The following is a 25,140-nucleotide window of genomic DNA, read 5'->3' on the forward strand; positions in this document are numbered from 1 at the left end:
ATTTCTTACTCTTTATAATAAGGTTACAGTAAATATAATGTAAGAATACATAACAAACTTTACAGAGAATATATATGATTTATTTAAAAATTTTACTTTTATATGAATCTGCGTCAGAATAATTGACGCTCTATTAACATGGTGATAGAATCTCTATCGAGTTCATATGGAAGGAGTTGCATAAAATTGTTCAAAAGCAAAAGTCATCAATCGCAAGACAAACGACAATCTACCTCCGATCGCGAGACTCCCCGGGGATCGAAACGCGCTTGGGGCAAAAAGTACGCTATCGCGGCAACCCTCGCGCTTTCCATGGTTTTCGCGGGAGTTATTCCATCCAATAACGCCTATGCGTTAACTAAACTGACATCCGCAGGCGGAATAGATTGGGAGATTCACGATTCATTCGCGCCTAACCTGGACACAGGCAGCATCCGCAGAGCGAGCAACACGCCTATACAAGGGTTTGGCAATATTTTCGTCCAGGTATCCACCTCGCCGTCGCCCCGGATGAACGGTCAATTAATGAGAGGCTTCGGGCTTGAATTCGACGGCAGCGACACCTTCGACACTACGCAGTCCGTCAATCTTGGCGACGTCCTCATTACACGCGATGTTTACCTGAACAGCGCAAGCAATAGCGTTCGTTTCTTCGATACCTTCACCAACACAACCAACGCTCCCGTAACCGTCAATGTATCCTTCGGCGGATCGCTCGGCTACGGCACCGGCCAAAATTACGGGGCCGTAAAAACGACCTCTAACGGCGACACAGCCATCGCAGCAGACGATTCATGGGCTTTAATAGGCACAAGCAGAGCAGCAGACCGCCCAATCGGCGTCATTCTTGGTTCCCCCGCTCCGTTTGAAGGAGCGCTGCAAGGCACCGGCGATCAGCAGCAGAACCCTTTCACCACCCCGCTGGCAACCTCCGGCAATGATGCGAACTTCTACGGCTTCATTCATAAGCTCACAATCGAACCCGGCCATACCAAATCGCTGGCCAGATACGTTCTTGCCGGAGAAACAGGCGAGACCGGACTAACCCAAGCCGCGGATTCGCTCGATCAAATGACGGAAAATCCCGATCTCACCCACTTAACCCCCGCGGAAGTATGTACGCTCAGCAACTGGGATCTGTCCAGTCTCCCTGGATTTGATGCTGCCGCTTGCGCGGATGTCATGCGTCTCGACATTCCGGCAGCTCCTGCTGCAGCTCCTGCCGTAACGACCTCCAATTACGATGTCATTAACAAAAGCATTGAGCAAATGCAGTCCGATATGGAGAAAGGCATCACGACCTCCGAAGCGATCACAAGAGCTTATCTGGATCGTATTAACGCTTATGATCTCGGACAGCTCGGCTTCCACTCCTTCCTTCACGTCTCTGAAACGGCCATTCAACAGGCCAAGGCAGCGGATCAGGCTCGCAAAGAAGGCAAGACAGGCCAATTGCTTGGCATTCCGATTGCCGTCAAGGATATCTATGATACCAAGGATATGCCAACCACCGGCGGCTCCAAAGCGTTGGAAGGCTGGCAGCCTAAATCGGACGCTTACCAGATTCAGAAGCTGAGAGAAGCAGGAGCCATCATCATCGGCAAAGCTAACACATCGGAGTTTGCCAACAGCGGAAGCTTTAGCGAAAGCGGCTGGATGCAAACCTGGAATGCGCTCTATCCATCCAAAACTTCGTTTGGTTCCAGCGGAGGCCCCGCAGTATCTGTCGCTGCAAGCTTTGCGGCAGCTGCCATGGGCACGCAGACCGGCGTATCGCTGTACGCGCCGTCTACGGGCGCCAGCCTGGCAGCCTTCCGCGGAACGGACGGCATGGCAAGCACGCGCGGCGTAATGCCGCTGACATGGGGACAGGACTATGCCGGACCTATTGCCCGTACCGTCACCGACCTCTCTTATATCCTTAACGCAACAACCGGCACCGACCCGCAGGATATGCTGACGCAAGAGGCAGATGCCAAAAAACCTAGCGACTGGACGAAGGCTCTAGACCGCAACGCCCTGCAAGGCAAGCGAATCGGCTATATTCCTTCTTCGTTCGTGTCCTCATACGCCGACGACGGCACGGGACAAGCTGTCATGCAGCACTTCGAAGACCTGGTGGATGCAGGAGCTACCATGGTGGAGATGAGCGCGCCTCCGGGAGGCGGCACAAGACCCGCGGGCAATGCCGGCTCCGAGGGCTGGGCACGCTACATCGAGCTTAACCCGGATTTCCCTTACGCCACGGGCGACGAGCTGCTCGCCTCGCCAAAGCTGCTCTTATACAATCAATCAAGCTTGCAGGTACGTCCGCGAATGACCGAAAGCCAAGTACAGGCGTACCTCGCTTACAGAACGAACTACAAGAAGATTATCGCGGACTGGATGGATCAATACGATGTGGACAGCGTTGTGTATGCAGGCTTTATCAGCGATATGTATAACAACGACAGTGCCGCCGCTCAGCTAAGCTCAGACAGAGGCACCGGCGTACTTACCTCCAACGTTGGACTGCCGACGGTCGTAGTACCCGTAGGCAAGAACCCGAATGGCTATTCGATTTCCATGCAGTTGGTCGGCAAAGCGTGGGATGACGCGAACGTTCTGGCCATGGGCTACGCCCTGGAGCAGCATACTTTAGCTCGTAGCGTAACCGCCTTCGCGCCAGCGCTGAGCTATACGCCGCCAACAATGCCGCCAACAACAACGCCTCCGGGCAATAATAACGGAACGCCTCCGGGAGGCAATGAAACACCGGGCGAGGATCCTGTTTCGTTCGCCGACACAGAAGGACATTGGGCGAAGGCAAGCATCGACTTCCTGGTCAAGAAGGGATTATTGGCCGGTTACCCGGACGGGACCTTCCGCCCGGACCTTGGGATTACTCGTGCAGAGGCCTTAAAGGTGCTGGCGATACAGCTTGGACTTCAATCGCAGGCAAGCAGCTTCTCGGACGTGCCTAGCACGCATTGGGCTGCCGGCTACATCGGAGCCGCTCAGAAGTCCGGACTCATGAACGGTTATGCCGACGGGAAATTCCGCCCGGACGATAAGCTTAACCGGGCAGAAATGGCCGCCCTCGTAGCCAGAGCCTTCCAGCTCAGCGGCAGCAGCACCACTGCCTTCTCTGATGTGCAGGCAGGCAATTGGGCGCATACCTATATAGAAGCCCTTATGGCCAACAAGATCGTTACCGGGTATGCCGACGGCACCTTCCGCCCCGACTCCGCAATAACCAGAGCGGAATTCGCAACCATGATTACCCGGGTTCTTCAAAGCTAATAACACAGAAACGGACGGACGCCAGCAAGCGTCCGTCCGTTTCTTTATTCTTTCTTTTCCTCGATTCGATACCATAATTCACAATACTCGTCACCACCCTGATGAGTGCAGTACATCTCGAAGTTGCCTCCATCCATGATCGTGTACTTGGACGTTTGCAGCCATTCGGAGAATATACGGTTTTTAAGCGAACGCAAATCGTAATTCCCGCTCCCGTTTCCATCATTTAATGTGGAGAATACCGCCCAAGTAGATGCCGGAACATTAATAACCGTATACCCGTCTATCCTGCTTCCAGCTGATTTATAACATCCGATTAAATAAGGAAAAGTGGTATTGCTTGTGAACCTGTAGGAATCAAATGCAAAGACCTCTCCAAGCTCTGTGCCGAAATGGCCTTCAGCCCGCCAATCTCCGGCTAAGGAATGAAACAGCCGGTCAAACTCGCCATTCTTTGAAATGTTTTGCCAGACTTCCGGGATCGTTACTCCGTCTTGATTCGCGATATTGTCCATGCCGTATATATCTTCCAGTCCATACACTTGAAAAGCTTCCCGTTCCTCAATTCGATAATTCATCTCGGCAACTCCCTTGAGAATAATTTGAAAGGAGAGACGAGGGTATGCTTTCAACGGTCTACCCGCCTGCCGGGCCGCAGTAGGCGTCAGTCCGTGCAGATTCTGGAATGCCCGAGAGAAGGATTCAGGCGTTTCATAACCGTATTTCAAGGCGATATCCGTTACTTTGTTCTTCCTGTCTTGCAAATCAAAAGCTGCAAGCGTCAGCCGTCTTCGCCTTATATATTCGGATAAAGGCATCTCAAGCACAAACGAAAACATACGCTGAAATTGATAGACGGAGCATAAGGCAATTCTAGCTATCTGTTCGTAATTGATTTCGTGCTCCAGGTTATCTTCAATGTATTCGATAGCCAGATTCATGCGCTGAAGCCAATCCATCTCGATCCCTCCTTTCGTAAGGAGCATAACACCGCGATGTTCAAGCAGCCTGACAATTCATGCAATAAAATGACAGATTGTCCTTTTTAACCATCAGATTGCATCTTCTTTAATAGAAGTATCGAACCGGCGCTCTCCCTCAATGAGGGTAATGATTCTGGCGCCGCGCTTCAAATCGCCGTAAGTGTTGTAGCCGGTAGCGCGTCCATATGCAAGCGTGATGCCATGAAGCGTACCGATATAATCATTATTATGATCATGCCCCGCAAATACCCCCATCACATCTCCTCTTTCCAACAGGGCGGCGAACAAACCGCTGTTGACCTTGGAGCAGCACACTTGCTCTCCTTTTGTACCTTCTGCCCCGCCGGATTCCCATACTTCGTTGTATTCGGGAAGAGGGATATGAAGGAAGGCAAGGCCAGGCAGCACGGCGTTATTTTTCTCGGCAAGCTGGCAGGACTGTTCTCTGTACCATTGAACCTGACTAGGCTGAATCCATGCGTATCCGCCGATGCTTGCATCCGCATATTCGCCCGAATCCATGAAATAAAGAACGGCGGCATCGCTGTCCGACGAAGAGCTTTTGACCGTTGCCGTATAATTGCCTATGCCGCCGATATCCTCCGGACCGGCCTCGCTAATGCAATTGCCGTATTCGGATAAAATCTTTTGCAGCTCCGGTTTCTTTACATTTCTTTCCGCATCGTGATTGCCGTAAATAACGGCGAACGGAATACCGGATTGGTCGGCGATCTGCACCGTTTTCCGGAATCCCCCTCTTAGATCGCCTGTTTCATTGTCGGCATAAATAACGTCTCCCGTGAAAACAATCAGATCCGGCTTCTCGGATTCAATCAGGTTCTTGATTAGCGCAAGTGAACGGATATCCGCTTCCCCTAGACCGTCATACACGTGAATATCCGTAAACTGAATGATCTTAAATGTTCCGTCCTCGCGAAATGCCAATTGCCTTCCCATCGCATAAGCCTCCTAATGAAGATATTGTTCTTCCCTCTTATTACTTATCCATTAACCCATAATATTCCTTGAAAAATAATGCTCTGCTCCAGCATTAATTCAGCAACCACCCTAATGTTTAGCGGCCTTAATAACCGCTTCCGCGAATTTCAATTGCTGCTTTAGATCCGCATTACTATTAAGCCAGTACATTAATTCTCCGTCGCCAACCGGCTCAAGCCAGGTTAGATAAGGCGTATCTTGACCATTGGTATGATAGATAGGTATACCTGAAACCTCGTGAATGCGTTCAGCCGAAGGGTTCTTATCGAAGACGGTTACCGATGTAAATTCACCATAAGTGCCGCTAAGCCTAAACGTCGAATCCCCTTTCCGATAAGTCAGACTAAGGACGGCATCTTCCATGTATGCCTGGTCGTCCGGTTTGAATTTATAGTACGCATAAGGATAACCCGATCTGGACTCGCTGGCTTCCACCCACTTTTCGGGTTCTAAAACATTCGGGTGACCAAGGTAAGGAGACAATTCCACCTTTGTAAGCTTGGCATCCGCTACCTGAAGCCTTCTCTGAAAATGCAGCACAATCGCGCGATACGGTTCGACTTGTCCGGCTTGCACGGCTTTGACGAGTTTCTCAATTCGTTCCGCGCTAAGCGGCTCCATAGATTCGTTAACGTCCATATGAACTCCTTTCCCGGTTCGGGGCCCCGATGCCTGTATAACAACCCCAAATCCAAGAATGTGACCGCGCACTCTATTTTTTTATGTAAAATATTTACTAAATTGATCTTATCTATAATTCTTACAAGGACTGATGAAACCCTTGTTTCTTTCGCAGCGCAAAAAAACATCGCCGGAGCCTTTGGCTGCACGGCGATGTTTTTATCAGGTGCTTTCTATTTAAAGTGGCCGCGCGGCTTCTTGCCGCTCCACCGTTCGTCAACCTTTTCCAAGCTCGACTGGTACCGCGTATCCACGCTGAGCCGATATTGGTTCGTCGTATTGGCTAGCGAGCAATGCATGAGGAACATGCCAAAAATCAATACATCCCCCGCGCGATACTCGGCCGTAGCCCATTTGCCTCCAAATTTCTCCGTAATGGCTAGCGGATCATCCGTATAGTGCCCGATGCCGGGATCGCGGTCCGAATCCTTGGAGCCGTAAGACTTCTTCAGCTCCTCGAAATGGTGGGAATCCAGGCAAATCGCAAGACCTCCCATGGCGTAATCGATATCGCCAAGAGGCGACCATACGGTGTAGAGGTTATGCGTGCCGCGCCCCATATACACAATATCGTAATGCGCACCGGTAAAATCTCCTTGTCCAACGGCGCGAAGCCACTTGTAATGGTACGTCAGCGATCGTTCCCCCAGCAGCTCGTCAAAAAAGCCCATTATATGCTCGCCATTCAGCACGCTGAGCAGTTCCGGCAAATCTTCGTTAGTGCCTCCCATGAAAATAGTTTTGCTGCCGTCGGCCATTACGCCTTCCTCCAGCAGCGTATCCCGGTCCAGCTTGCCCATCTTGTCCATTTTCTCCAGGATGGCATGGCGCGCCTTCAACACTTGCTCTCGATTATGAAAGTCCCGAAGCAGCAAATAACCGTCCTCCGCAAGCCGCTCCCTTAATGCGTCAGCATCATGCAATAGCTCATTCGAATCTCTCAGTTCCGTTAAATGAGGCCCTCCAAGCTCTAGCTCCCGGCTTCCTACTTTTAGCAGCATCCACCAACCACTCCTTAATCGGATAGTAGCTTCATTGTAGAGCCGGACCCTCTATCTATACCATGGAGGTCATTTGCGAAAACATGTATAATCGTACTAAATTCTCGAAAGGAAGGCTTGCCATGTCCTTTATGAATATCCCCTACGAGCTTGAAGAGCATCCGCTTCCGCCTCCCTGCCGGTTTCAGTTAATATGGAAGGTACAAGCGAACAACGCTTATCAAGTCGCCAAACCCGCCGGCTTCTCTTCCCCCGGCTTATTCGCTACCTGGGAAGGCAAAGGCGTAATTACGCTGGGAAGCGAGCAGCATGAACTGGATGCCGGAACCTATATAATCGTACCGCCGGATATCCCGACCGCATACCGATGTCTCAATGGGAATTGGAAGTTTTATTTTCTGGAATTCGATTCGCTGGACATGGCCTTGGGATTAAACCTTCCTGTAGGCATTCCCGTATCCACCGCCAAAATGGCGGAAGCCGCCCGAATAAACGAGCGGCTGATTAACAATCTCATTATGAAGCCTGCCGGCTATGCTTACGACTCCCATCTGGCCATGCAGGAGCTTCTGCTGCTATTCGCCAGGGAACGGAATGCCGACCGCTCCGGCAGACATCCCGAATTAGACGATATTTTGTACCGCATGCACCAAACGATTGGACAGCCCTTCCCGACAGAGGAATGGATTCGGCAAAGCGGCTTGTCGCGCACTGCCTTCTTCACCCGCTTCCGCGAGAGAACGGGTATGTCCCCCAACCAATACATGCAGGAGCTGAAGCTGGCCGCGGCCAAGACATCGCTCGAGACAACCCAAGCATCGGTGAAAGAAATTGCCGCCGCCCTGCAGTTCTATGATGAATTTTATTTCTCCAAGCTGTTTAAGAAAAGATACGGCCTGTCTCCCCGGGCTTACCGGCAGGGTGCACCGTTTGCGGATTAACAGATCTCCATTGCGCGTTGATGCAGGAACTGTTTTACGGAACGGTCCTCGCAAAGGCCAATCGCGCGGCTGTAAGCTGTCCGTGCTTCCTCAAGATTCTCCGTTAACCTGAGCAAATGGGCGGACAGCGCCCAATAAGGCTGGTAGCTGTCCCTGTTCGCTTGAGGTATCGCTTCTAGAAGAGCCAATCCTTCCTTTGGACCGTATGCCTCCGCAACAGCAGCCGCGCGTCCTACCAGAATCCCGAGAGTTGGGCTCAGTTGGCTTAACCCCTCATATAGCAAGGCAATTTCCTTCCATTCCGTACGTCCGGTCCTTGCCCGCTGGGCATGAACGGACTGAATAGCGGCCATCAGCTGAAATCGTCCAATTCGGCCGGATCGCGCGGCTTTATGCAGACATTTTTCTGCCTCCGTTATCAACGGGGCGGACCAGCGCGATGTATCCTGCTCGCTTAGCGGAATGTAGTGTCCTGAATCGTCGCGGCGGGCTCTTTGCCGCGCTTCGCAATGCAGCATGAGCGCAAGAAGCCCCTGCGCTTCGGGTTCATCCGGCATATAAGCGGCAAGGAGTTTTCCCAAATAAATGGCCTCATCCACTAACCCTCTGCGTCTCGAATCGACTCCCGCAAGATCATCCCAACCGCTGCCATACGCCGCATAGATGGCATCCAGCACGGCATCCAAGCGTTTTGGCCATTCTTCAACGTCAGGCATGGTGAAGGTCAGACGGTCGCTTCGAATTTTTGCCTTGGCGCGCGTAAGCCGCTGACCCATCGTGGAGGGCTTCACTACGAATGCGGACGCGATGCGGGATGCGTCGATGCCAAGCACGAGCTGCAGCATTAACGGCGTGTGAATCGACGGATCGATCTCGGGATGCGAGCACAAGAACAGCATTTTCAGCCGGTCATCAGGAAAGGCTGCGGAATCCATATGCTCCGCTTCCTCCGACATGGCGATCAGAGCCGAATAGGCTTTTTCGGAAACGCGCTCACGACGGAGGCGGTCCATAAGACGCCGCTTAGCCACCATAAGCAGCCAAGCCTCCGGTTTGTCCGGAATCCCCTTCTTCGGCCACGATTCCAAAGCGGTGACGAGGGCATCCGCAAGCGCATCTTCAACCGCCTCCAGATCACGCCAGTTAGCGGCTAGATAGGAAAGGATGCGGCCATAAGAGTCGCGAACGGTATTTTCGATTGTCCGATAAGTATCCATCTCGCTCCTGTTACATAGCCGGGAGATTTTGTCTTACTTCCACGGCGTTCACGGGAGCGCGGGCCGCCCACTCCAGCGCCGCATCCAAGTCAGGCACGTCGATAACGAATAATCCGCCAAGCTGTTCTTTCGTTTCGGTAAAGGGGCCGTCCTGTACAAAAATGGTTCCGTCATTTCGCCGTAACGTCGCAGCCGTATCTGGCGCATGCAGGCCAAACCCGGTAACAACAACCCCGGAATCACGCAGCGCATGAACATAATGCGACCAGCCTGCCAAATACTCCTGTTGTTTCTCAGGGTCCTTGCGAGCGGCGAAATCCTCCGTACTTTCAAAAAACATCAGCGTAAAATGCATGCTTCAAGCTCCTCTCATCGATCACTTATTTGACTTACATCTTTATGTCGATTTCGGAATGCGGATTTCTACAAGTCCTGTAAAATAATTTCGTCATAATTGCAAATTTTCCTATTGTTATTCAGACGAAAAGCCCGCCCAAACGATCATCGGCTGGAGGAGGGAAGCCCAAATATCTTGCCATCGATACGATTTGACCCTTGTGATGAAACTCATGTGTCTCCACATGGGTTCGAATAATCGTTCCGCGCCCAAAATCGGGAAGCACCTGATGTAATTTTTGGGGATTGTCTAACGGAGCTGATCCAATCGTATTGCTGCCGCAGTATTTCCAACAACGCAGTCACTCCTTGGATTTCGAATGATACGGTTTGTCTTACCCTTTCAACTTCTCCGTTATCGTCAATTCATTGCCATCTGGGTCGATGATCGTAAAATAAAGGATAATTCCGCGCAATTGAATCCGGTCCACCGCAGCGCCATCGTTTATCATCCTCTGGTACGAAAGGAATATCGCGTAGGGATCCGCACGGCGAAAACCGTCCACCAACGCTTCGAATACCTCCATGCTAAGCCCGCGGCGCGGAGTCGTAATCACCGAATCATCCCAAAATTCAGGATGTCGCTCAACCGCCGTCCTCAGCCTCGTCCTCGCCCGCTTCAGAGCAGCCTTCACCGAACCCTCGGATTGTCCGAACAGTTGTCCCGTTTCCTTCGCGGTAAAGTGGAACACGTCGATCAGCAAAACAAGAACGACTTGCCTTGGTTCTAGCCGATCGGATAACAGTTCAAGCGCCTCACGCACATCCCACCTGCTCCATTCATCATAGGAAGCGATTTGATGCGCATCGAGCTGCCCGGCTTGCGGCTGCAATTTACGGCTGCGGCAAATATCTATCCATGCGTTGGAGGCAATTCGAAACAGAAATGGCTTCGTAATCTCCCTCTCCGGAAAGCGAGTATGCCAACGATAGGCTTTAATAAGCGATTCCTGCAGCAGATCATCGGCATCCCAAGCCGAGCCGGACTTAGCCAGACAATACCTTCTCAGATCGTTTTGCAGCGGTAACGTCATTACCGCAAACATCTCGTAGCCTGAGTCCGAATGATTCCCTTGCGGCACTATCGCTGATTCCTTAAGTTGTCTTTGTGAGTAAAATACGGCGTCTGCCCCGTCTCTTCCACGACGCTTAAGGGATTCTCATCGGGATCAAAAGCTTCAAAAAACCGGTATCCATCCTCTTCGTGGATTTCGCTTAGCCTCGCCCCCTTGGCCTTAAGCTGTTCATACGAAAGGTTTATATCGTAAGAAGTGAAATTGTAATAGGGCATCATAGCTTTACCCGAATCAAATTGGACCGGCTGCGGTTTTTCCACTTTCCATAACAACACCAATGTTTGACTGTTAGGGAACGCAAGTCCGACTCTATAATCGGTCCTTTCAATCGCTTCCACACCGAACATTCGAATGTACCATTCCGCTGAACGCCCAATATCGGTTACCGGAATAAATATGCCGGATACAAATGCGACGATTTTTTCCATAGATCAGTCAGCTCCTTTATCCTAATTTTCAAACTATTAACGATAAAAATCCATAAAAAGATACGGGTAAGCAAAAAGCGTCCGATTTATTTTTTCCACATAAAAGGGCCGCAACAAACTGCTGCACACGCAGCCTGTTACAGCCCAATCATATGTGCGAACGGCTTTTACACGGCTCGGACGTCCGGCCTCTAGCTCAGCTTCACCAGGTTATCCGCCGTGCGGAAGGCCAACGCCATAATCGTCAGCACCGGATTAACGCCGCCGTTCGTCACGTGAACGGACCCATCGCTCACCCACAGATTGTCGTAACCGTGCACGCGGCCGGACGGATCGGTGACGGATGTCTCGGGATCGTTCCCCATGCGAAGTGTACCCGCCTGATGCTGTCCTGCGCTTAAGCCGCCGCCCGGCTTCGTCTGCCACACTTCACGCGCCCCGGCTGCCCACAGCCACTTTTCTGCCTGCCCTCCCAGCACAGCCGCAGCTCGAAGGGACTCGGGGTGAACGCTGCCGGACAGGAACGCAACAGGTATGCCGAAACGATCCTTCACCGACTTCGACAGCTGCACCCTGGATTCCGGGTTAGGAATCTCCTGAATGGGCCCCTGAATCTGGCTCGTTCGCAGGAAGGTATCGCGCATCGTTTCCTTGCCCTTTAACCCCCATCTCGCCGCATTCGGCGAAAGCGCCCGATACCAATGGATAAGAGGCAGCCGGGTGAACTCGTTGGCGAGCAGCCCCCCGCCGATAATCCCCAAATGGCTATGTTCCGTGTTGAAAGTCGCTATGCTGACCCCTGGACCAAGGCCGTCTTGAACTACCTCGTCAAAAATCCCGTAAGCGCCGGAATACACATGACCCTGCAGGTTTCTGCCGACTTGTCCATACCGGTTGCCGATTCCGTCCGGCTCTGAATTACTTGCGGAGTTAAGCAGGAGCCGCGCGCTCTCGATCGCTCCCGCGGCAACAACCACATGGCCTGCCTGAATTTGCCGACGTTGGACCGAACCGTTCCATTCCTGCACGAGACGGACTCCGGTCGCATGTTTTCCTCCATCGGTATCTATGTACTCGGCAAAAGCATCGCAGATCAGATCGCAATTCCCCGTCGCTATCGCTCTTACCAGCATCGTGTTATGCCCGCCGTTCTTGCTGTTTGTCGGGCAGGCAAAACCCACGCATTGACCGCATCTGCCGCAAGCCTGCCGGCCATCCCTTTCAACGGAGTTAATAAGAAGCGGTACGGCGCCGGAGTGCCAGCCTAGCTTTTGTGCGGCACGGGCTAACCGTTCGGCTTCCAGCGTCATAGGCATTGCCGGCATAGGATAAGGACCGTAACGCTTGCCTCTGCCGGGATGGGCACCACCGTCGCCGGATACGCCAACCTCCCATTCCGCGCGCTGGTAATAAGGCTCAAGATCCTCGTAAGTGATCGGCCAGTCGGCGAGCGAGCTGCCTTCCGGTATTCCGTAACGGCTTGCCATACGGAAGTCTTCCGTATGAAACCGCCACGCCTGCGCCCCGTAAACCCTCGTTCCTCCGCCAACCGTCATTGCATTATTGTGGTAATCGCCATCAATAGGCAGCGTTATTCGCTCGCTGCCGTCCGCCATGGCAAACGTGCGGGGGTTGCCTTCCACATCCGGACCCGTGTTATGCCCGTATTTGCTGATCCGGTGATTCCGCAGGTGATCCCTGCCAACCTGATCGTATTTCAGCCAGCTTCCGCGCTCGACAACAAGCACCTGCATGCCGGACTCGGCCAGGACAGCGGCAGCAACCGAGCCCCCGGCACCGGCCCCGATTACTACCGCATCGTATCGGTCGCGCAGCTGCTCCAGCGTTTTATGCGGGAAGTCTGCCTCCGGAGCTGGCGTTATCGCCTCTGCCGCGGGGCCCGGACGAAAGCCTATCATCTCCCACGACTTTCCTTCTCTATTCCCTCCAGCTTCCGGAGTTCCGTAATAACCTTCAGCTGTTAGATTCAATAACGTATCGAAAAATAGCTTCGACGAAACAGGCCAATCCCGGTAGGCATCAGATTCCGCTTCTTGCAGCAGTTGATCTTGCTCACCGGCAGGCAATTCGGAAAACGGCTTCCCATGAAGCCTCTTGGCTTCCTCTTGCAAAGAGCGGAGCCCGGGTTCAATCACCTTTGCCCAGGCTGCAGCGTCTTGCCCGGCATAACGCTCCAAATAGGTTAAGACTCCCGCATCGCTTGCCGACTGCCAGTCATCCGCTGGAATCAACCGGTCCGTAACCGCTTTCAAAAGAGCATCTAAATGCAATTGATCTTGACTCATTTTCCTAATCCCTCCCTGTTTCTAGCTACTTTTATCATAAGCTGTCAGGCTAGTAATTTGCAAAAAAGTTTTCCCTATCATTTTCGACCTCCTAGTGACTTCGCCGCATAAAAAAAGAGCAACGGTATGATCTACCGCGCTCTTGCATTATTTGGAGGCTTTGAAGCCGACTAGTGCGTTGGCATACAGCAACGGCTTAGCAACCTGCTTAAGGTAGAGATCCCTTTGCTTGGCATACAAAGCGAGATGATGATCGGGCAGAATGTTCACTTCGAGCACATAAATATGACCGTTCTTATCCACCATGACATCGACGCCAATATCGGCGTAATTTCCGCCTTTGGAATCGAATATTTTGCAGGCCTTGGTGCAGATCTCTATCATTCGGTTTTGCGTCAGCTGCGACCGGCTTCGGCTATACCCATAGGTGCCTTGCAGCGCATTTAAACCTTTGCTTGCAAAGCCGGCGGAGGTAAAGTTCGTAACAATGCCGTTTTTCTTGCCGAACCTTGCAATGACGCCGGTACAGGACCACTGCAGCTGTTCGTTTTTCTGCATAATGACTCTGAAGTCGATGCCTCTGCTGCCTTGTCGTTTCATTTCGATCCCTTGCTGCACGATATACTGATGCTCCCGCAGGAGATTGGCTAGAAAACCGGCAACTTCCGTAGACCCTTTGGATACAATTCGATAAGGACTGGCCTTTTTGTTATTTTCGGGGTAAATGAACTGATAGCCGTCCCCTTTGCGAACCGCTTTTATAATTCCCCTGGCCATAGATTCCATCGTGGGTTTCAGATAAACGGCATTATACCGGGCCAACATTTCATCCAGATCCTTACGGCTCTGCAGCTTTTTCGTATGGGGCAAATGCTTGCGGATCGCCGGATGCGGAGAAAGCCATCTCCATAGCTTCCATTTGTTGAAATGATCGCCAAGGAAATAACCGTTAAACAGACGCGGGCCAAGCACCCGTTTGAGGGCTTTGTAAGTAGGCGGATTCAATGCTGCTCTTCTATATAAAGCGGATGGATACGGAAAAGTGCCCAGAGTCCACTTGGACTTCGCGCCTTCCGGAGAATAATAGTAGCCTCGAATCTTCCTCGCTTGCAAGGAAATATCATCCGCCCGGCAAATATAGATTAAGCCCTGTATCGAAGAATAGGGACGTAAGTAATCATTGTATTTTTTTATTTTCTCCATTGTAATAGCAGCCCCGGGTTTAAACGCGACGATCCCTAGCACGGGACCGATGTGAACGTTATTCCCTTTGACCAACACTTTATATTTCAAAGGCGGAAGGCTGTATCCCCCCAGCGATTGCGATGAAATACCGATTGTATCGCTTGGCAGGCTTTGAGATACTCTCACCTTTAGTTGTCTGTTCCATGCCCCGAAATGCACCTTGACGGTGGACGGCCTGCCTGCGAATTTCCGCAAAAAAGCTTGGTTTACGAGTAAGCTGTCTTTCTCCGCATGATTCAGCTTTTTAACACGCATCGCCATGATTACGGCCTTCCTTTCAACGGATGGCTTGTGCCGAAGCCGGCTAGTTTTTTGGCATACTGCATATTGGCCCTAATCGTCCGATGGAACATTTGCGTCTCCCCTGCGTCCAAAGCGATCGTATGATTGGGGTCGTTATGATTAACCTCGATAATCCACAATTTATTCCGTGTATCAAGAGCAAAGTCAAAGCCCAAATTTGCGGCATGATAGCCCGATGACACCAGCTGCTTAGCGATATTCCGAGCGATCTTTTCCATCCTGCGACAGACAGCTCCAGCTTCGGCTTCTCCCTTATGCAGAATCCTTCGAAGCGCCCGTTTCCCCTCCATGGCTGTTCCGCCTTTGGATATGTTGCTGACAATGGACCTCCGGGGTCCTTGCCTTGCGATAATCCCCATCCGCTGCCAATTTCCTTGCCCGTCTTTCACCAGGATTAACCGGAAATCGATGAGACGCTCTTTGGAGGAGACCAGCTTTATTCTGTCTTGAATCAAATACCCGGAATGATGATTTTGTTTCCGAAGGAATTGACTCAGCTCCTGCACATTGCGAAAAACCTTCCTCAATGAGCCTTTATGCGTAACCGCGATTTTATGATTTTGTTTGGACAGCTTGAGAATATGGCTCCCGAATGATCCTTGAACCGGCTTCATATAGACCTCGTCGCTTTGCTCAAGCATTCGGGCAATGTCCTGCGGACTCTGATATAGAATGGTTCTGGGCAGATGGGCTCTGATGCTTCCGCTCCGGGAGAGGAGCTTGTGCATGCTCCATTTATCCAGCCGAAAATTATTAAAGACTGTTTTTCCCAGGCTGTTTTGAAAATGGGTCATTAACGGTGTACCGGTTAACGACTTGTTAATAATGGACGAAGGATATCGGTATTGACCGTAGATCCAGGTCTTCTTTGCAGGTGAATACATAAACCCGTGAATCGTCTTTGTCCGAAGATTAACGGCTTCCGGTGAAAAAGCCAGCAGCGCCCCTTTCACGTTACGGTGTGTCTTCGCGTAATGGAGTAGATTCTTAAAGGGCAGACTGCCTTTTATTTTATCAACAAGAATACCGATATAAGGACCGACGATTAGCCTATTTCCGTCCTTACGGACTTGTAATTGTCCCTCTGCCGGTATCTTTAATGTATTCACGCAGGCATGAGAGACGAGCATTTGGCCTTGAGGCACCTTCTCTGAGGTCATCAATTTAATCGGATGGGTCGTAATGCCGAATTGGAGAAGGAGACTTTGATTTTGGGATAAACTCCAATTCTTCAGGAATGCCGGGGCAACCAGGACTGTATCGGAAGGCAGAGAGGAACGACTGCGTATCTTGATCATGGTTAGAATCCTTTCCTCCCCTAAGAAATCAGCTATTCATTAGTCTATTATTCGCGTTCCGCAGTGTTACTTTGTTAATCATAATTGGGCCCTGTGTCCTTTCCCCCCTTCATTCATACACTGTGATTAGATCAAGGAGGGGAGGCTTTATTCGTGGCAACTCTCGGAATCATGTGGGATCGGATGAACACAGGCGTTTTTAAATGGCAGGCCAAGGCCATTCGGGCGGCCGGGTTTGACAGGTTATTATTGTTTAAGCCTAATCATGTCGACCGGAGAAATCGAACCGTTGCCGGATGGGTCTATGAGAATAATCACTGGCGCTATGAGCCGAAGTCCCCGTATCCTTCTATCATCTATGATCGGGGCATCTATAGCGGCCGAATGCTGAGGGAAGCCAGACAAGTGAAAGAGAACATCGGCATTCCTTTTGCGGGGGATTGGCTGGGTAACGATAAATGGAGCATCCATAAACATCTCTCGGTAAACAGCAGGCTTCGCCCCTATCTCATCCCTACTCTGCTGTTAAGCCATAATCAAGCCGTGCATACGATGCTGCATAAATATAACAAAGTTATTATCAAACCTCTTGGCACCCATAAAGGAACGGGGATATTGAAGCTGTCCTATAGGAACGGGAAATATGTGATAGAGGAAAATAAAAAGCAGAGACTACCCTTATCTAAAGAGGGTTTACAGAGGAAGCTTGCCCAGCTGCGCAGCAAACGGAATTATCTCGTTCAGAAATGGGTGGATATAACGGATGCTGCCAACAGAGTCTACGATATCCGCGTACTCATTCAGAAGAATGAACTTGGACAATGGCATCTGACCGGGATGGGGGTACGGCTAGGGAAAGCGGGCAATATTACTTCAAATCTAGCTACTGAAGGCAGCGCGAAGGAGATTATCTCTTTCTTAAGCAAACAATTCGGCCATACGCGGGCATTAAGACTGGAGCAAAAGCTTCGGGAGTTAGCCTTTGAAATAGCCACGCAGCTGGAACGATCCTTGCAAAAACGGCTGGTCGAGCTTGGCCTCGATTTCGGAATTGACCGTCAGTCCCATATCTGGATCATCGAGGCTAACGCCATACCCGGCAAAGAGGTGTTTAAGCGGGCCGCATCTCCAAAAGTGTTCAAACAAAGCCTGCAGCTTCCGATTTATTATGCGGGCTTCTTGCATAGAAGGCTATCGGGAGGAAAAGTACGGCGAAGGCGATAAATGACATTTCCGGAATATTAATGATCAAACAAGAAGAGCCTTGGAAATAATCCCTTCCCGGCTCTTTTCTTATTCTATGTATGCCATAGATCGCAGATATCGTAGACAGTCCGCCTCCAGTAAACGTAATCCCCTGACGCGCCGGCACGCCTCGAATGCATACTTATTTCCATTGATTGCATAATAACACCAGGTGGTGATCTATATGCCAAATATTTCAGACAGCAACACTAGCGATATAACAACGAATCAAACCGGAGACGCTGTAAGTCGTGAAACACAGTTACAACAACCAAATCAAACCGCTCAGCCGGCGAAGCCGATATCCAAGCAGCTTGAAGTTAATCGCCAGCTGCTGGAAGAGGTCTTCAAGAGCTGCAGCGACTTGAGTTATTGGGCTTGGAAATTTGGTCCGAATATGTCGCGGCAGGCGTTATCCGTCTACTTCGGCACCATCGTCCAGAAAAAGAAGCTCAATTATATGAAATCCGTGCTCCAAGACCTGGTAACTCACGAGGTCGGTCCAGGGACGGAAGTGACAACGGAAAGCATCATTCAATATTTCGAAGATGATGTTGTTTCTGCCGAGTCGGCGAGTCTGGAAAATGATTTCGACACGCTCGTGGATCATATTCTGGACGGGAATCTAGTCATTTTTTTTGAAGGCTGGGACAAAGCGATCGTGTTCCAGGCTTCAGGACTGGAGACCAGGCAGATCACCGAGCCGATTAGTGAACCGTCCGTTCAAGGACCGCGGGAAAGCACGGTCGAGAATATGAATATAAACATCGGTTTGCTTCGGATCCGCTTGAAAAGTCCGTTGTTTAAGCTGGAAACGTTAAACTCGGGCGGCGAGACCCGGACGAAGATCGCGTACTGCTATCTGGAGGGAAGCGTCGACCCGGAAATGCTGGCCGAATTCAGAGAACGCATGGAAGCAACGAAATCGATGGAAGTGCTGGAGACATCCTATGTCGAGGAATTAATCCAAGATTCGATGTATTCGCCATTTCCCCAGTTTCGCGTAACAGAGCGTCCGGACGTGGCTGTCGCCGCATTGCTTGACGGCAAAATCGTCGTGCTGGTACAGGGAACCGGAACCATGCTCATTTGTCCAGGGCTGTTTATAGAGCTGCTGCAGTCGAGCGAAGATTATTATCAGCGCACCGTCTATTCGAGTTTAATCCGCTGGCTTCGCGTCCTCGCGTTCTTCATGGCTTTGACGCTGCCTAGCATTTACATCGCCGTGACGACATTTCATTCCGAAATGATTCCTACAGTGCTGCTGCTGACGATATTAGATTCCCGCGAAGGCATTCCGTTCCCGGCATTCGTTGAAGCGCTGATCATGGAATTTTTTTTCGAGCTGCTTCGCGAAGCCGGAATCCGGCTTCCCCGCCCCGTCGGTTCCGCCGTCAGCATCGTTGGCGCCCTCGTCATCGGCGAGGCAGCCATCAACGCCGGACTCGCTTCCCCGATGATGGTCATTATCGTTGCGTTGACGGGAATTGCCTCATTCGCGATTCCACAGTATAACATGGCGATTGCTTTGCGGATCCTTAGATTCCCATTAATGGCGCTTTCGGCATCGTTTGGAGGATTTGGGCTATTGTTTGGGCTTTTGGTGATCTTATGGCATATGGTGACGCTGCGTTCATTGGGACAGCCCTTTCTGGGCGCGCTGCAGCCGTTCAGTCCTCACCAGCTGCTTGATACGTTCATCCGCGCGCCGATCAAGTACATGGACCGCTCGCCTCGACGCAAACGGGCTTCCAGATCGGCGCCGCAACATTCCGAATAGCAAAGGAATGATGGCTTAATGAAATGGCTGCAGCAGCTTATTATGCTTTGGCTTGCCACAATGATAATTACCGGATGTTGGAATAGAGCCGAATTACCGGAGAAAGCTTTTGTTCTTGGAGCCGCCATTGACCAGATCAAGTCGGACAAAATCAAGCTTGCTGTCCAGATCTATAAACCGGGGCAAAAGGCCGGCGCTCAAGGAGGCAAACAGGCCGAGCCTTATGTCAATATTGAAACCAAAAGCGAGTCCGTATTTGATGCCGTTCGCGACATTACGCTTCATCTTGGACGGAAAGCCCAGTGGAGCCATATTCGGGTCATTATTATCGATGATGAAACGGCCGGTAAAACACCGCTTCTTTCGCTTCTCGATGAGTTTTACCGCGATCATGAAACGCGTATGAGCACGAAAGTGGTGATCTCAAAGGGGAATGCAAGCAAGTATCTTGAGATTAAACCTCTGATCGAACAAACCGTCACTCACCAAATGAAGCGGATGCAGGAAATAGGACTCCGCGAATCGGGGAAAGTTCCTGCTGTCAGCCTGCTTCAGTTGGCACAGGCCCTAAAAAGCCAGGTTCCCGACATCATCCTTCCGTACGCAATAGAACGGAAAGAAGGCGTAATCCTGCCGGGCGCTGCCATGATTAAGGACGGCAAGATGATCGGGACGCTTACCGGCAACCAAACCGAGAATATTCTTATGCTCACGAATCAATTCAAGCACGGGGCTCTGCGACTTCCTTGCGAACGCTCCGACAATAATAAGAAGCCGAAGGTTGAAGCGGTTGAAACGCACAATACACGGACGAAAATTACTCCCGTTCTGAATCCGGACAAACTTAAAGTGAACGTGAAGGTTCTGATCATCGGTAACATTAGCGAGTTGAAGTGCAGCAGATTGGACAAGCGCGAAGACGAGATCCATTTCCAGCAAAGATTGAAGGAGGAGATGGAAAAACAGCTGATGGAAACGATACGGTTCACGCAGGAACGGCAAATCGACGTGATCGGGCTAGGCAATACGCTCTACCGCAACCATACGAAAGTATGGAAAGAGTGGAAAGAAACATGGCGCGAACGTTACGCGGATGCCGATTTTGAAATCGAGGTTACGGCCGATATTACCCATACGTTAACGACAGTGGGGAAACCGGTCAGCGCCAAGTAATCAAGGAGGAGGATACGGATGCTGGAGAAAATAATGGTTCTGATAATAAGCTACGTCCTTACGCTTGGCACGGATATCCATAATCTAAGCGATGCTCAGGTTCGCTCCAAGATGATCTATTTCGGGATTATCGTGATTTCGCTATATCTTAGCGTCGATTATCTTATTAAACCGGAACTGCCTGATATCCATGCCCTTGTCGATCTCACCTTGACCCGTCCGGCCAGAATGATCGTTGAGTTTCTTACCGTGAAGCCGATATGAAGAAACTTGAGACGATCAGCATTTCACAAATGGCGGTATTATATTTCGCATATGTAACCGGATCAGCCAAGATCGTTATCCCGGGTCCGCTCATTTCAATGGCATTTAATGCGGCATGGCTGTCAATCCTCATTTCGGCTTCCTTCGGCGCCCTGCTGCTCCTCATCATTTTTTATTTGCATGACAAGAATCCCGGATTGACGTTAATCGCCATAAGCAACAAGACGATCGGCCGCTGGCCTACCGTAATCCTGGCCTGCGCCATGCTGACCATGGCGCTGCATATGGCATCCGGCATCATTATCGACGTTTCGGCTTTTATGACCAGCATGATGCTGCCCGAGACACCGAACTACATATTCATGGGGATGCTCTACTTTCTTGCCGCGCTGCTCTTGCGGTCAGGCATCGAATCAATGGCCCGGATGTTCAGTATATTAATCGTGTTCGTCATGGGGTTTTGGGCCATTGTGCTGCTCCTCCTGATTCCGCAATATCACCCGGAGTTTCTGCGTCCGGTTTTTCCGGTAGGCATTAAACCTACGCTGCTCGGAGCCTATTTAACAGCTGGATTCCCGTATGGAGAGGTGGTTCTGTTCGCCATGCTGCTGCCTTTTTCGCGTGCGAAACAGACGAAGCCACTTAAGAAGGCCCTCTTCTGGGCCCTGCTGGCGAACGCAGCCACCTTGATCATCTCGACCCTTTGTACGATTATGGAGCTCGGACCGATGGCTACGGAGAAGAGGTTCTCCGTATTTGTCATCGCGCAAATGATCGAGGTCGGCGATATCATCGAGCGGGTCGAAGCCGTTATAGGGTTGGCCTTGATAGCCGGTTCTCTGATGAAGGCGGCGATTACGCTTTTTGCGATTCAGCTCATCATAACCGAGCTGTTCAAGCTGAAAAACGACCGTCTGCTGACCAATCCGATCTGTCTTGCGGTCTTCTTGCTGGCCTTAACGATGCCGAGTAACGCCAAACGATGGGAGGAGCTGGTCTTTATCGTGCATCCGCTTTGGGTTGCCGTTGTCTATGTGCTTCCGCTTCTAATCATCGCAGGGGTTTCTGCCGTCAAGGAGCTTTTCAGTGAGCCCCAGCATTCTTCTTAGCCACTTTGTCATTATATCCGGATCGGTGGAATATAGATGAGTTGGTTTAATCCAACTCCCATCGGATAATCCGGTTAGGAAGTGATCAGTTTGAGAATGCGTGACAATGAACCAAAAAGGATGTTCACTGCGGCTGCCGCGCCGCCAGAACCACTCCCCGTTTGTCCAACCGGACCTGTGCCGGAGCTGTCTAACTGGATCCCACTCACGCCTCTAGAGGAAATGGCTCAGACCGATTACGATGTCCTCATCATAGGCTCCGGTGCCGGCGGAGGTGCCGTTTTGTGGCGACTATGCGAGCATTGGAAAAGACAGCGGAAGCGGATCGGTATTATTGAGCGGGGAAATCAGGAGCTGCAGATGCATGCGCGGAACTTGCCGACAATGAATCAGGAGCGCCTGGTCAGCTATTTCACTCATCTCTCCAAGCCGTTGCCCGGCTCGAACCCGGATTATCCGGGAGCCCGGCAGCTCTTCGCGCTAGGGGGAAGAACGCTGTTCTGGTACACGTTCACGCCGCGGATGAACGAGTGGGATCTGGCGAAATGGCCCATTCCGGTAAATGAACTGGAAAGCTATTACGGCATAGCGGAGCAGGTGATGCACGTCACCCCCTCCTTCGCTCAAGGCTCTTCATTTACGAATATCCTGCTCGAGCGGCTCTGGATGCGCGGATTCTCCAAAGCGTCTCCGCTGCCAATCGCCGCCGATATCGAGCCGCAATCATTCGGACGCATTCATACCGATATGTTCACCAGCTCCATTTCATTAATGGCCAGAGCGCTGAATACGAGGCCATTCGATCTGGCGATCAATGCACGAGCCGTACAAATCCTCCAAGATCAAGGCAAAGTTGCCGGGGTCCATGTCATGACGCCGGATAAAGAATCCTATACACTCCGAGCCAGGACGGTCGTCGTATGCGCGAGCACGTTCGAAACGCCCCGCCTGCTGCTTTATTCAGGCATTCGAAATCAGGCGCTTGGTCATTTTTTGACGAATCAAACGTTCGTGCAGGCGACGGGAAGAGTCAACACAGCCGGCTTTCCTTCTCCCCCCGGTCCTCTCAATATCGCAATCCCGCAAACGACGGAACGGCCATACTCTGTCCTGCTTACAGGACCGGAAGCCTTTTACTGGTACCCTGTTGCTGTAGAAAGGCCGTTGGAAACGGAAACAGACGTCGATATGTTAGGGTATGGAAAGGTTCAATCCCGTTATGAGAACCGGATCGAGCTCAATCCCGGCAAAACAGACGAATACGGCATTCCGGAAATCAAGGTGCATTTCTCGTTAACACCGGCCGATTGGAACGTAGTCGGCCAAATGGCGAACGGAATCCGGCATATGGCCGCGGCGGCAGGCATACGTTTGGCTCCACGGAATAACCGGCCGGCCATATGCTTGACGCCGCTTGGGGACTTGCATCATGATGCGGGCACATGTCGAATCGGAGACGACCCTTCCACCTCCGCAGCCGACCGGTACTGTCAAGTCCGCGGCATCTCCGGCCTGTTCGTGGCGGATAACAGCGCGCTGCCGGACACCGGAGCCGAGAATCAGACACTGACAACAATTGCCCTCGCCATTCGCACGGCGGATATCATTGCCCGATTTGACGGCCAGGTTCCCGGCTCCGCTAGCCGCCCCTGACCTGAAAATTAACAACAATGGTTACAGACTCCCAGCTAACGGAAGCTGAATATGCTGAAAGCAGCTTTATCCCAAACGCCTGACGATATGGTCTGCCGTCCGGATCGCCAACGCTACGGTCGATAATGTCGGATTGGCAGCTCCGATCGTTGGGAGAACGCTGTTATCGGCTATAAAAAGCCCGGATACACCGTGAATTTCCCCGTAGAGGTTGGTTGCCGACGTGTCCGGATCGACACCCATCCGACAGGTGCCGCTTTCGTGATAATCGGTGCCCGGCGTGAAGAAGCAAATGGCTGGAGTGCCATCCAACGTGGCTATATCGACCTGCATGCGCTCGGCAGCCCGCTGCATAGCGGCATACATCTCCTGCACGACGGCTTCGTCCTTGGAACTGTATGCGAATTTCACCTGGATTTCCGGCAAGCCGTACTCATCCCGATTGCCCGGCTCTATATAGACATAATTCTCGTAACGGGACTCCACCAGGCCTGATGCGTAAAAGAAGCTGATGCCCCATTCGGTCTTGATCGGCTTATGGTCGAAATGGTAGTTGAAATATTGCTCTGGTCCCTGCAGCTGCAGCTGATATGGCCGGCCTTCCGTTTGCGGTATGATGATTCCGAGTGCCCCAACCGGATCGTCGAAGCCTTTGGTGCTGACGCTGGCGGTCGCGACCAGATACGAGTGATTGGTCAAATAATGGCCGATCGACCGTCCCGGTATGCCCGAATTGAGCAGGATGCGGGGCGTCTGAAGGGCGCTGGCCGATACGATAACATGCTTAGACCGGATCATGAACGGACCTTTGTCCAGCGTCATCACCTTGACGCCGGCCACTTTTCCTTTATCCGTCACGACTTCCACGGCCGGCGTGTTGACGGCCAGATCGAAAGGACGCCTGCTAAGCGCCCTGGCAAGAAATGTAATGGAGCTGAACAGCACATTGGAGTGCAGCTTCCCATAGCTCGTCTGCGCGAGATCCGCGGCAATCGGAAGCTTGTCTGCTTCAGGATAGCCGTGTGCCCATAATCGATTCAGCAACACTTCCGTGATGGAAGAGTCCTGCGTGTACGAGGTCGTTACGTTCATGACTTGCTCGGCTATTTTATAATACAAGTCCATTTCTTCAATCGGTACCGGCCATTTAGCAAGCTCGGATAGCGGCATGCGTGGAGTAACCGCACCCCAGAATAGCGTTCTCCCTCCAAGCGCGTAAACGACCTTGGCTCCGGCGTATTCCGGGAGCCTGTTGCCAATCATTTTCATTTCCGGAGGCGCGTATAACCGGAAGTTGGCGCCGTTCATCGTCGGAATATTCGATACATTGGTGGGCAAGAACAGATCTCCCCGTTCCACGACTCCGATCCGCTTGCCGCTGCCTGCCAACTGCTCGCACAGACGCCATATGGAGGCGCCGCCTCCGGCTCCGGTACCGATAACAAGGACATCGTATTCCTGCTTGGCCATCTTTTCCGCCGTCGTAACGGGAATCCATGTACTGAAGAATTGGGACTGCGGCACAGGCGGGCAAAATGGGGCGACAACCCGGCTCTCTGCAGAGGCACCTGCCGATTGGCGCTGTAGGGGAAGGTTGACAATGAGTCCTTCAATACTTATGTCGGCGGAAGGAATTTGGGGATTCAGCGCTTTTAACTGACCGAGACCGATTCCATATCGGGACGAAATCGACATGAGCGTTTCCCCGGAGCCTCCAACGCATATTCTCAAACGATCCACCAGCCTTTCCTTTCGCATTC

20 protein-coding genes and 1 pseudogene are annotated in these 25,140 nt (G+C 51.6%); 8 read left to right on the top strand and 13 right to left on the bottom strand.

Annotated elements, in window-relative coordinates; genetic code table 11:
- Positions 1–186: 186 nt before the first annotated feature.
- A complete protein-coding gene (locus CFI03_RS10455; RefSeq protein WP_248757352.1) occupies positions 187–3,282 on the top strand; it encodes an amidase family protein in 3,096 nt (1,031 codons plus the stop codon).
- Between the two features lie 44 nt (positions 3,283–3,326).
- Here CFI03_RS10455 and CFI03_RS10460 read toward each other — a convergent pair whose 3' ends face one another.
- From CFI03_RS10460 to CFI03_RS10475, 4 genes are all read right to left on the bottom strand, one after another.
- Positions 3,327–4,241, bottom strand: coding sequence for an AraC family transcriptional regulator (locus tag CFI03_RS10460; protein ID WP_248757353.1), 915 nt, complete (start codon positions 4,239–4,241; stop codon positions 3,327–3,329).
- 93 nt (positions 4,242–4,334) lie between these two features.
- A complete protein-coding gene (locus tag CFI03_RS10465) occupies positions 4,335–5,222 on the bottom strand; it encodes a metallophosphoesterase family protein (RefSeq protein ID WP_248757354.1) in 888 nt (295 codons plus the stop codon).
- Between the two features lie 111 nt (positions 5,223–5,333).
- On the bottom strand, positions 5,334–5,903 hold the full coding sequence (locus CFI03_RS10470) for a hypothetical protein (RefSeq protein WP_248757355.1): 570 nt from the start codon (positions 5,901–5,903) through the stop codon (positions 5,334–5,336).
- Positions 5,904–6,118: 215 nt separating this feature from the next.
- Positions 6,119–6,946, bottom strand: coding sequence for a phytanoyl-CoA dioxygenase family protein (locus tag CFI03_RS10475; RefSeq protein WP_248757356.1), 828 nt, complete (start codon positions 6,944–6,946; stop codon positions 6,119–6,121).
- A gap of 83 nt (positions 6,947–7,029) precedes the next feature.
- On the opposite strand from CFI03_RS10475, the gene CFI03_RS10480 reads away from it, so the two are divergent.
- Positions 7,030–7,887, top strand: a complete 858-nt coding sequence (locus tag CFI03_RS10480) for a helix-turn-helix domain-containing protein (protein ID WP_248757357.1) — start codon at positions 7,030–7,032, stop codon at positions 7,885–7,887.
- Here CFI03_RS10480 and CFI03_RS10485 read toward each other — a convergent pair.
- The 8 genes and pseudogenes from CFI03_RS10485 to CFI03_RS10520 form a co-directional block, all read right to left on the bottom strand.
- The gene (locus CFI03_RS10485; RefSeq protein ID WP_248757358.1) at positions 7,884–9,104 is read right to left on the bottom strand and encodes an RNA polymerase sigma factor; all 1,221 of its coding nucleotides are present in this window, start codon (positions 9,102–9,104) and stop codon (positions 7,884–7,886) included. The two genes, CFI03_RS10480 and CFI03_RS10485, sit on opposite strands and share 4 nt — an antisense overlap.
- A 10-nt stretch (positions 9,105–9,114) precedes the next feature.
- Complete coding sequence (locus CFI03_RS10490) at positions 9,115–9,459, bottom strand: YciI family protein (RefSeq protein WP_127495909.1); 345 nt, start codon at positions 9,457–9,459, stop codon at positions 9,115–9,117.
- A gap of 121 nt (positions 9,460–9,580) precedes the next feature.
- Positions 9,581–9,691, bottom strand: a pseudogene (locus tag CFI03_RS10495) (DinB family protein); the annotation flags it as partial.
- A 144-nt stretch (positions 9,692–9,835) separates the two neighbouring features.
- The gene (locus tag CFI03_RS10500; RefSeq protein WP_248757359.1) at positions 9,836–10,582 is read right to left on the bottom strand and encodes an RNA polymerase sigma factor; all 747 of its coding nucleotides are present in this window, start codon (positions 10,580–10,582) and stop codon (positions 9,836–9,838) included.
- Complete coding sequence (locus CFI03_RS10505; RefSeq protein WP_248757360.1) at positions 10,582–11,004, bottom strand: VOC family protein; 423 nt, start codon at positions 11,002–11,004, stop codon at positions 10,582–10,584. Before CFI03_RS10505 ends, CFI03_RS10500 begins: the two co-directional genes overlap by 1 nt.
- A 191-nt stretch (positions 11,005–11,195) precedes the next feature.
- On the bottom strand, positions 11,196–13,310 hold the full coding sequence (locus tag CFI03_RS10510) for a GMC family oxidoreductase (protein ID WP_248757361.1): 2,115 nt from the start codon (positions 13,308–13,310) through the stop codon (positions 11,196–11,198).
- Positions 13,311–13,457: 147 nt separating this feature from the next.
- Positions 13,458–14,816 carry a YheC/YheD family endospore coat-associated protein gene (locus CFI03_RS10515; protein WP_248757362.1) on the bottom strand — a complete coding sequence of 453 codons (1,359 nt, stop codon included), beginning with the start codon at positions 14,814–14,816 and terminating at the stop codon, positions 13,458–13,460.
- Between the two features lie 2 nt (positions 14,817–14,818).
- The gene (locus CFI03_RS10520; protein WP_248757363.1) at positions 14,819–16,156 is read right to left on the bottom strand and encodes a YheC/YheD family endospore coat-associated protein; all 1,338 of its coding nucleotides are present in this window, start codon (positions 16,154–16,156) and stop codon (positions 14,819–14,821) included.
- A 153-nt stretch (positions 16,157–16,309) separates the two neighbouring features.
- Here CFI03_RS10520 and CFI03_RS10525 point away from each other — a divergent pair, with 153 nt between their 5' ends.
- The 6 genes from CFI03_RS10525 to CFI03_RS10550 all read left to right on the top strand — a co-directional run bounded on the left by CFI03_RS10525 (position 16,310) and on the right by CFI03_RS10550 (position 23,380).
- Complete coding sequence (locus CFI03_RS10525; RefSeq protein WP_248757364.1) at positions 16,310–17,380, top strand: YheC/YheD family endospore coat-associated protein; 1,071 nt, start codon at positions 16,310–16,312, stop codon at positions 17,378–17,380.
- A 205-nt stretch (positions 17,381–17,585) separates the two neighbouring features.
- Complete coding sequence (locus tag CFI03_RS10530) at positions 17,586–19,181, top strand: spore germination protein (RefSeq protein ID WP_248757365.1); 1,596 nt, start codon at positions 17,586–17,588, stop codon at positions 19,179–19,181.
- An 18-nt stretch (positions 19,182–19,199) separates the two neighbouring features.
- Complete coding sequence (locus tag CFI03_RS10535; protein ID WP_248757366.1) at positions 19,200–20,354, top strand: Ger(x)C family spore germination protein; 1,155 nt, start codon at positions 19,200–19,202, stop codon at positions 20,352–20,354.
- An 18-nt stretch (positions 20,355–20,372) separates the two neighbouring features.
- The gene (locus CFI03_RS10540; RefSeq protein ID WP_248757367.1) at positions 20,373–20,618 is read left to right on the top strand and encodes a hypothetical protein; all 246 of its coding nucleotides are present in this window, start codon (positions 20,373–20,375) and stop codon (positions 20,616–20,618) included.
- On the top strand, positions 20,615–21,727 hold the full coding sequence (locus CFI03_RS10545) for a GerAB/ArcD/ProY family transporter (protein WP_248757368.1): 1,113 nt from the start codon (positions 20,615–20,617) through the stop codon (positions 21,725–21,727). The genes CFI03_RS10540 and CFI03_RS10545 overlap by 4 nt, the downstream gene beginning before the upstream one ends.
- Positions 21,728–21,823: 96 nt before the next feature.
- Positions 21,824–23,380, top strand: coding sequence for a GMC oxidoreductase (locus CFI03_RS10550; protein WP_248757433.1), 1,557 nt, complete (start codon positions 21,824–21,826; stop codon positions 23,378–23,380).
- A gap of 66 nt (positions 23,381–23,446) precedes the next feature.
- Here CFI03_RS10550 and CFI03_RS10555 read toward each other — a convergent pair whose 3' ends face one another.
- Complete coding sequence (locus tag CFI03_RS10555) at positions 23,447–25,075, bottom strand: GMC oxidoreductase (RefSeq protein WP_248757369.1); 1,629 nt, start codon at positions 25,073–25,075, stop codon at positions 23,447–23,449.
- Positions 25,076–25,140: the final 65 nt, after the last annotated feature.

Source organism: Paenibacillus sp. ATY16 (assembly GCF_003399985.2).
GTDB lineage: Bacteria > Bacillota > Bacilli > Paenibacillales > Paenibacillaceae > Pristimantibacillus > Pristimantibacillus glycanilyticus.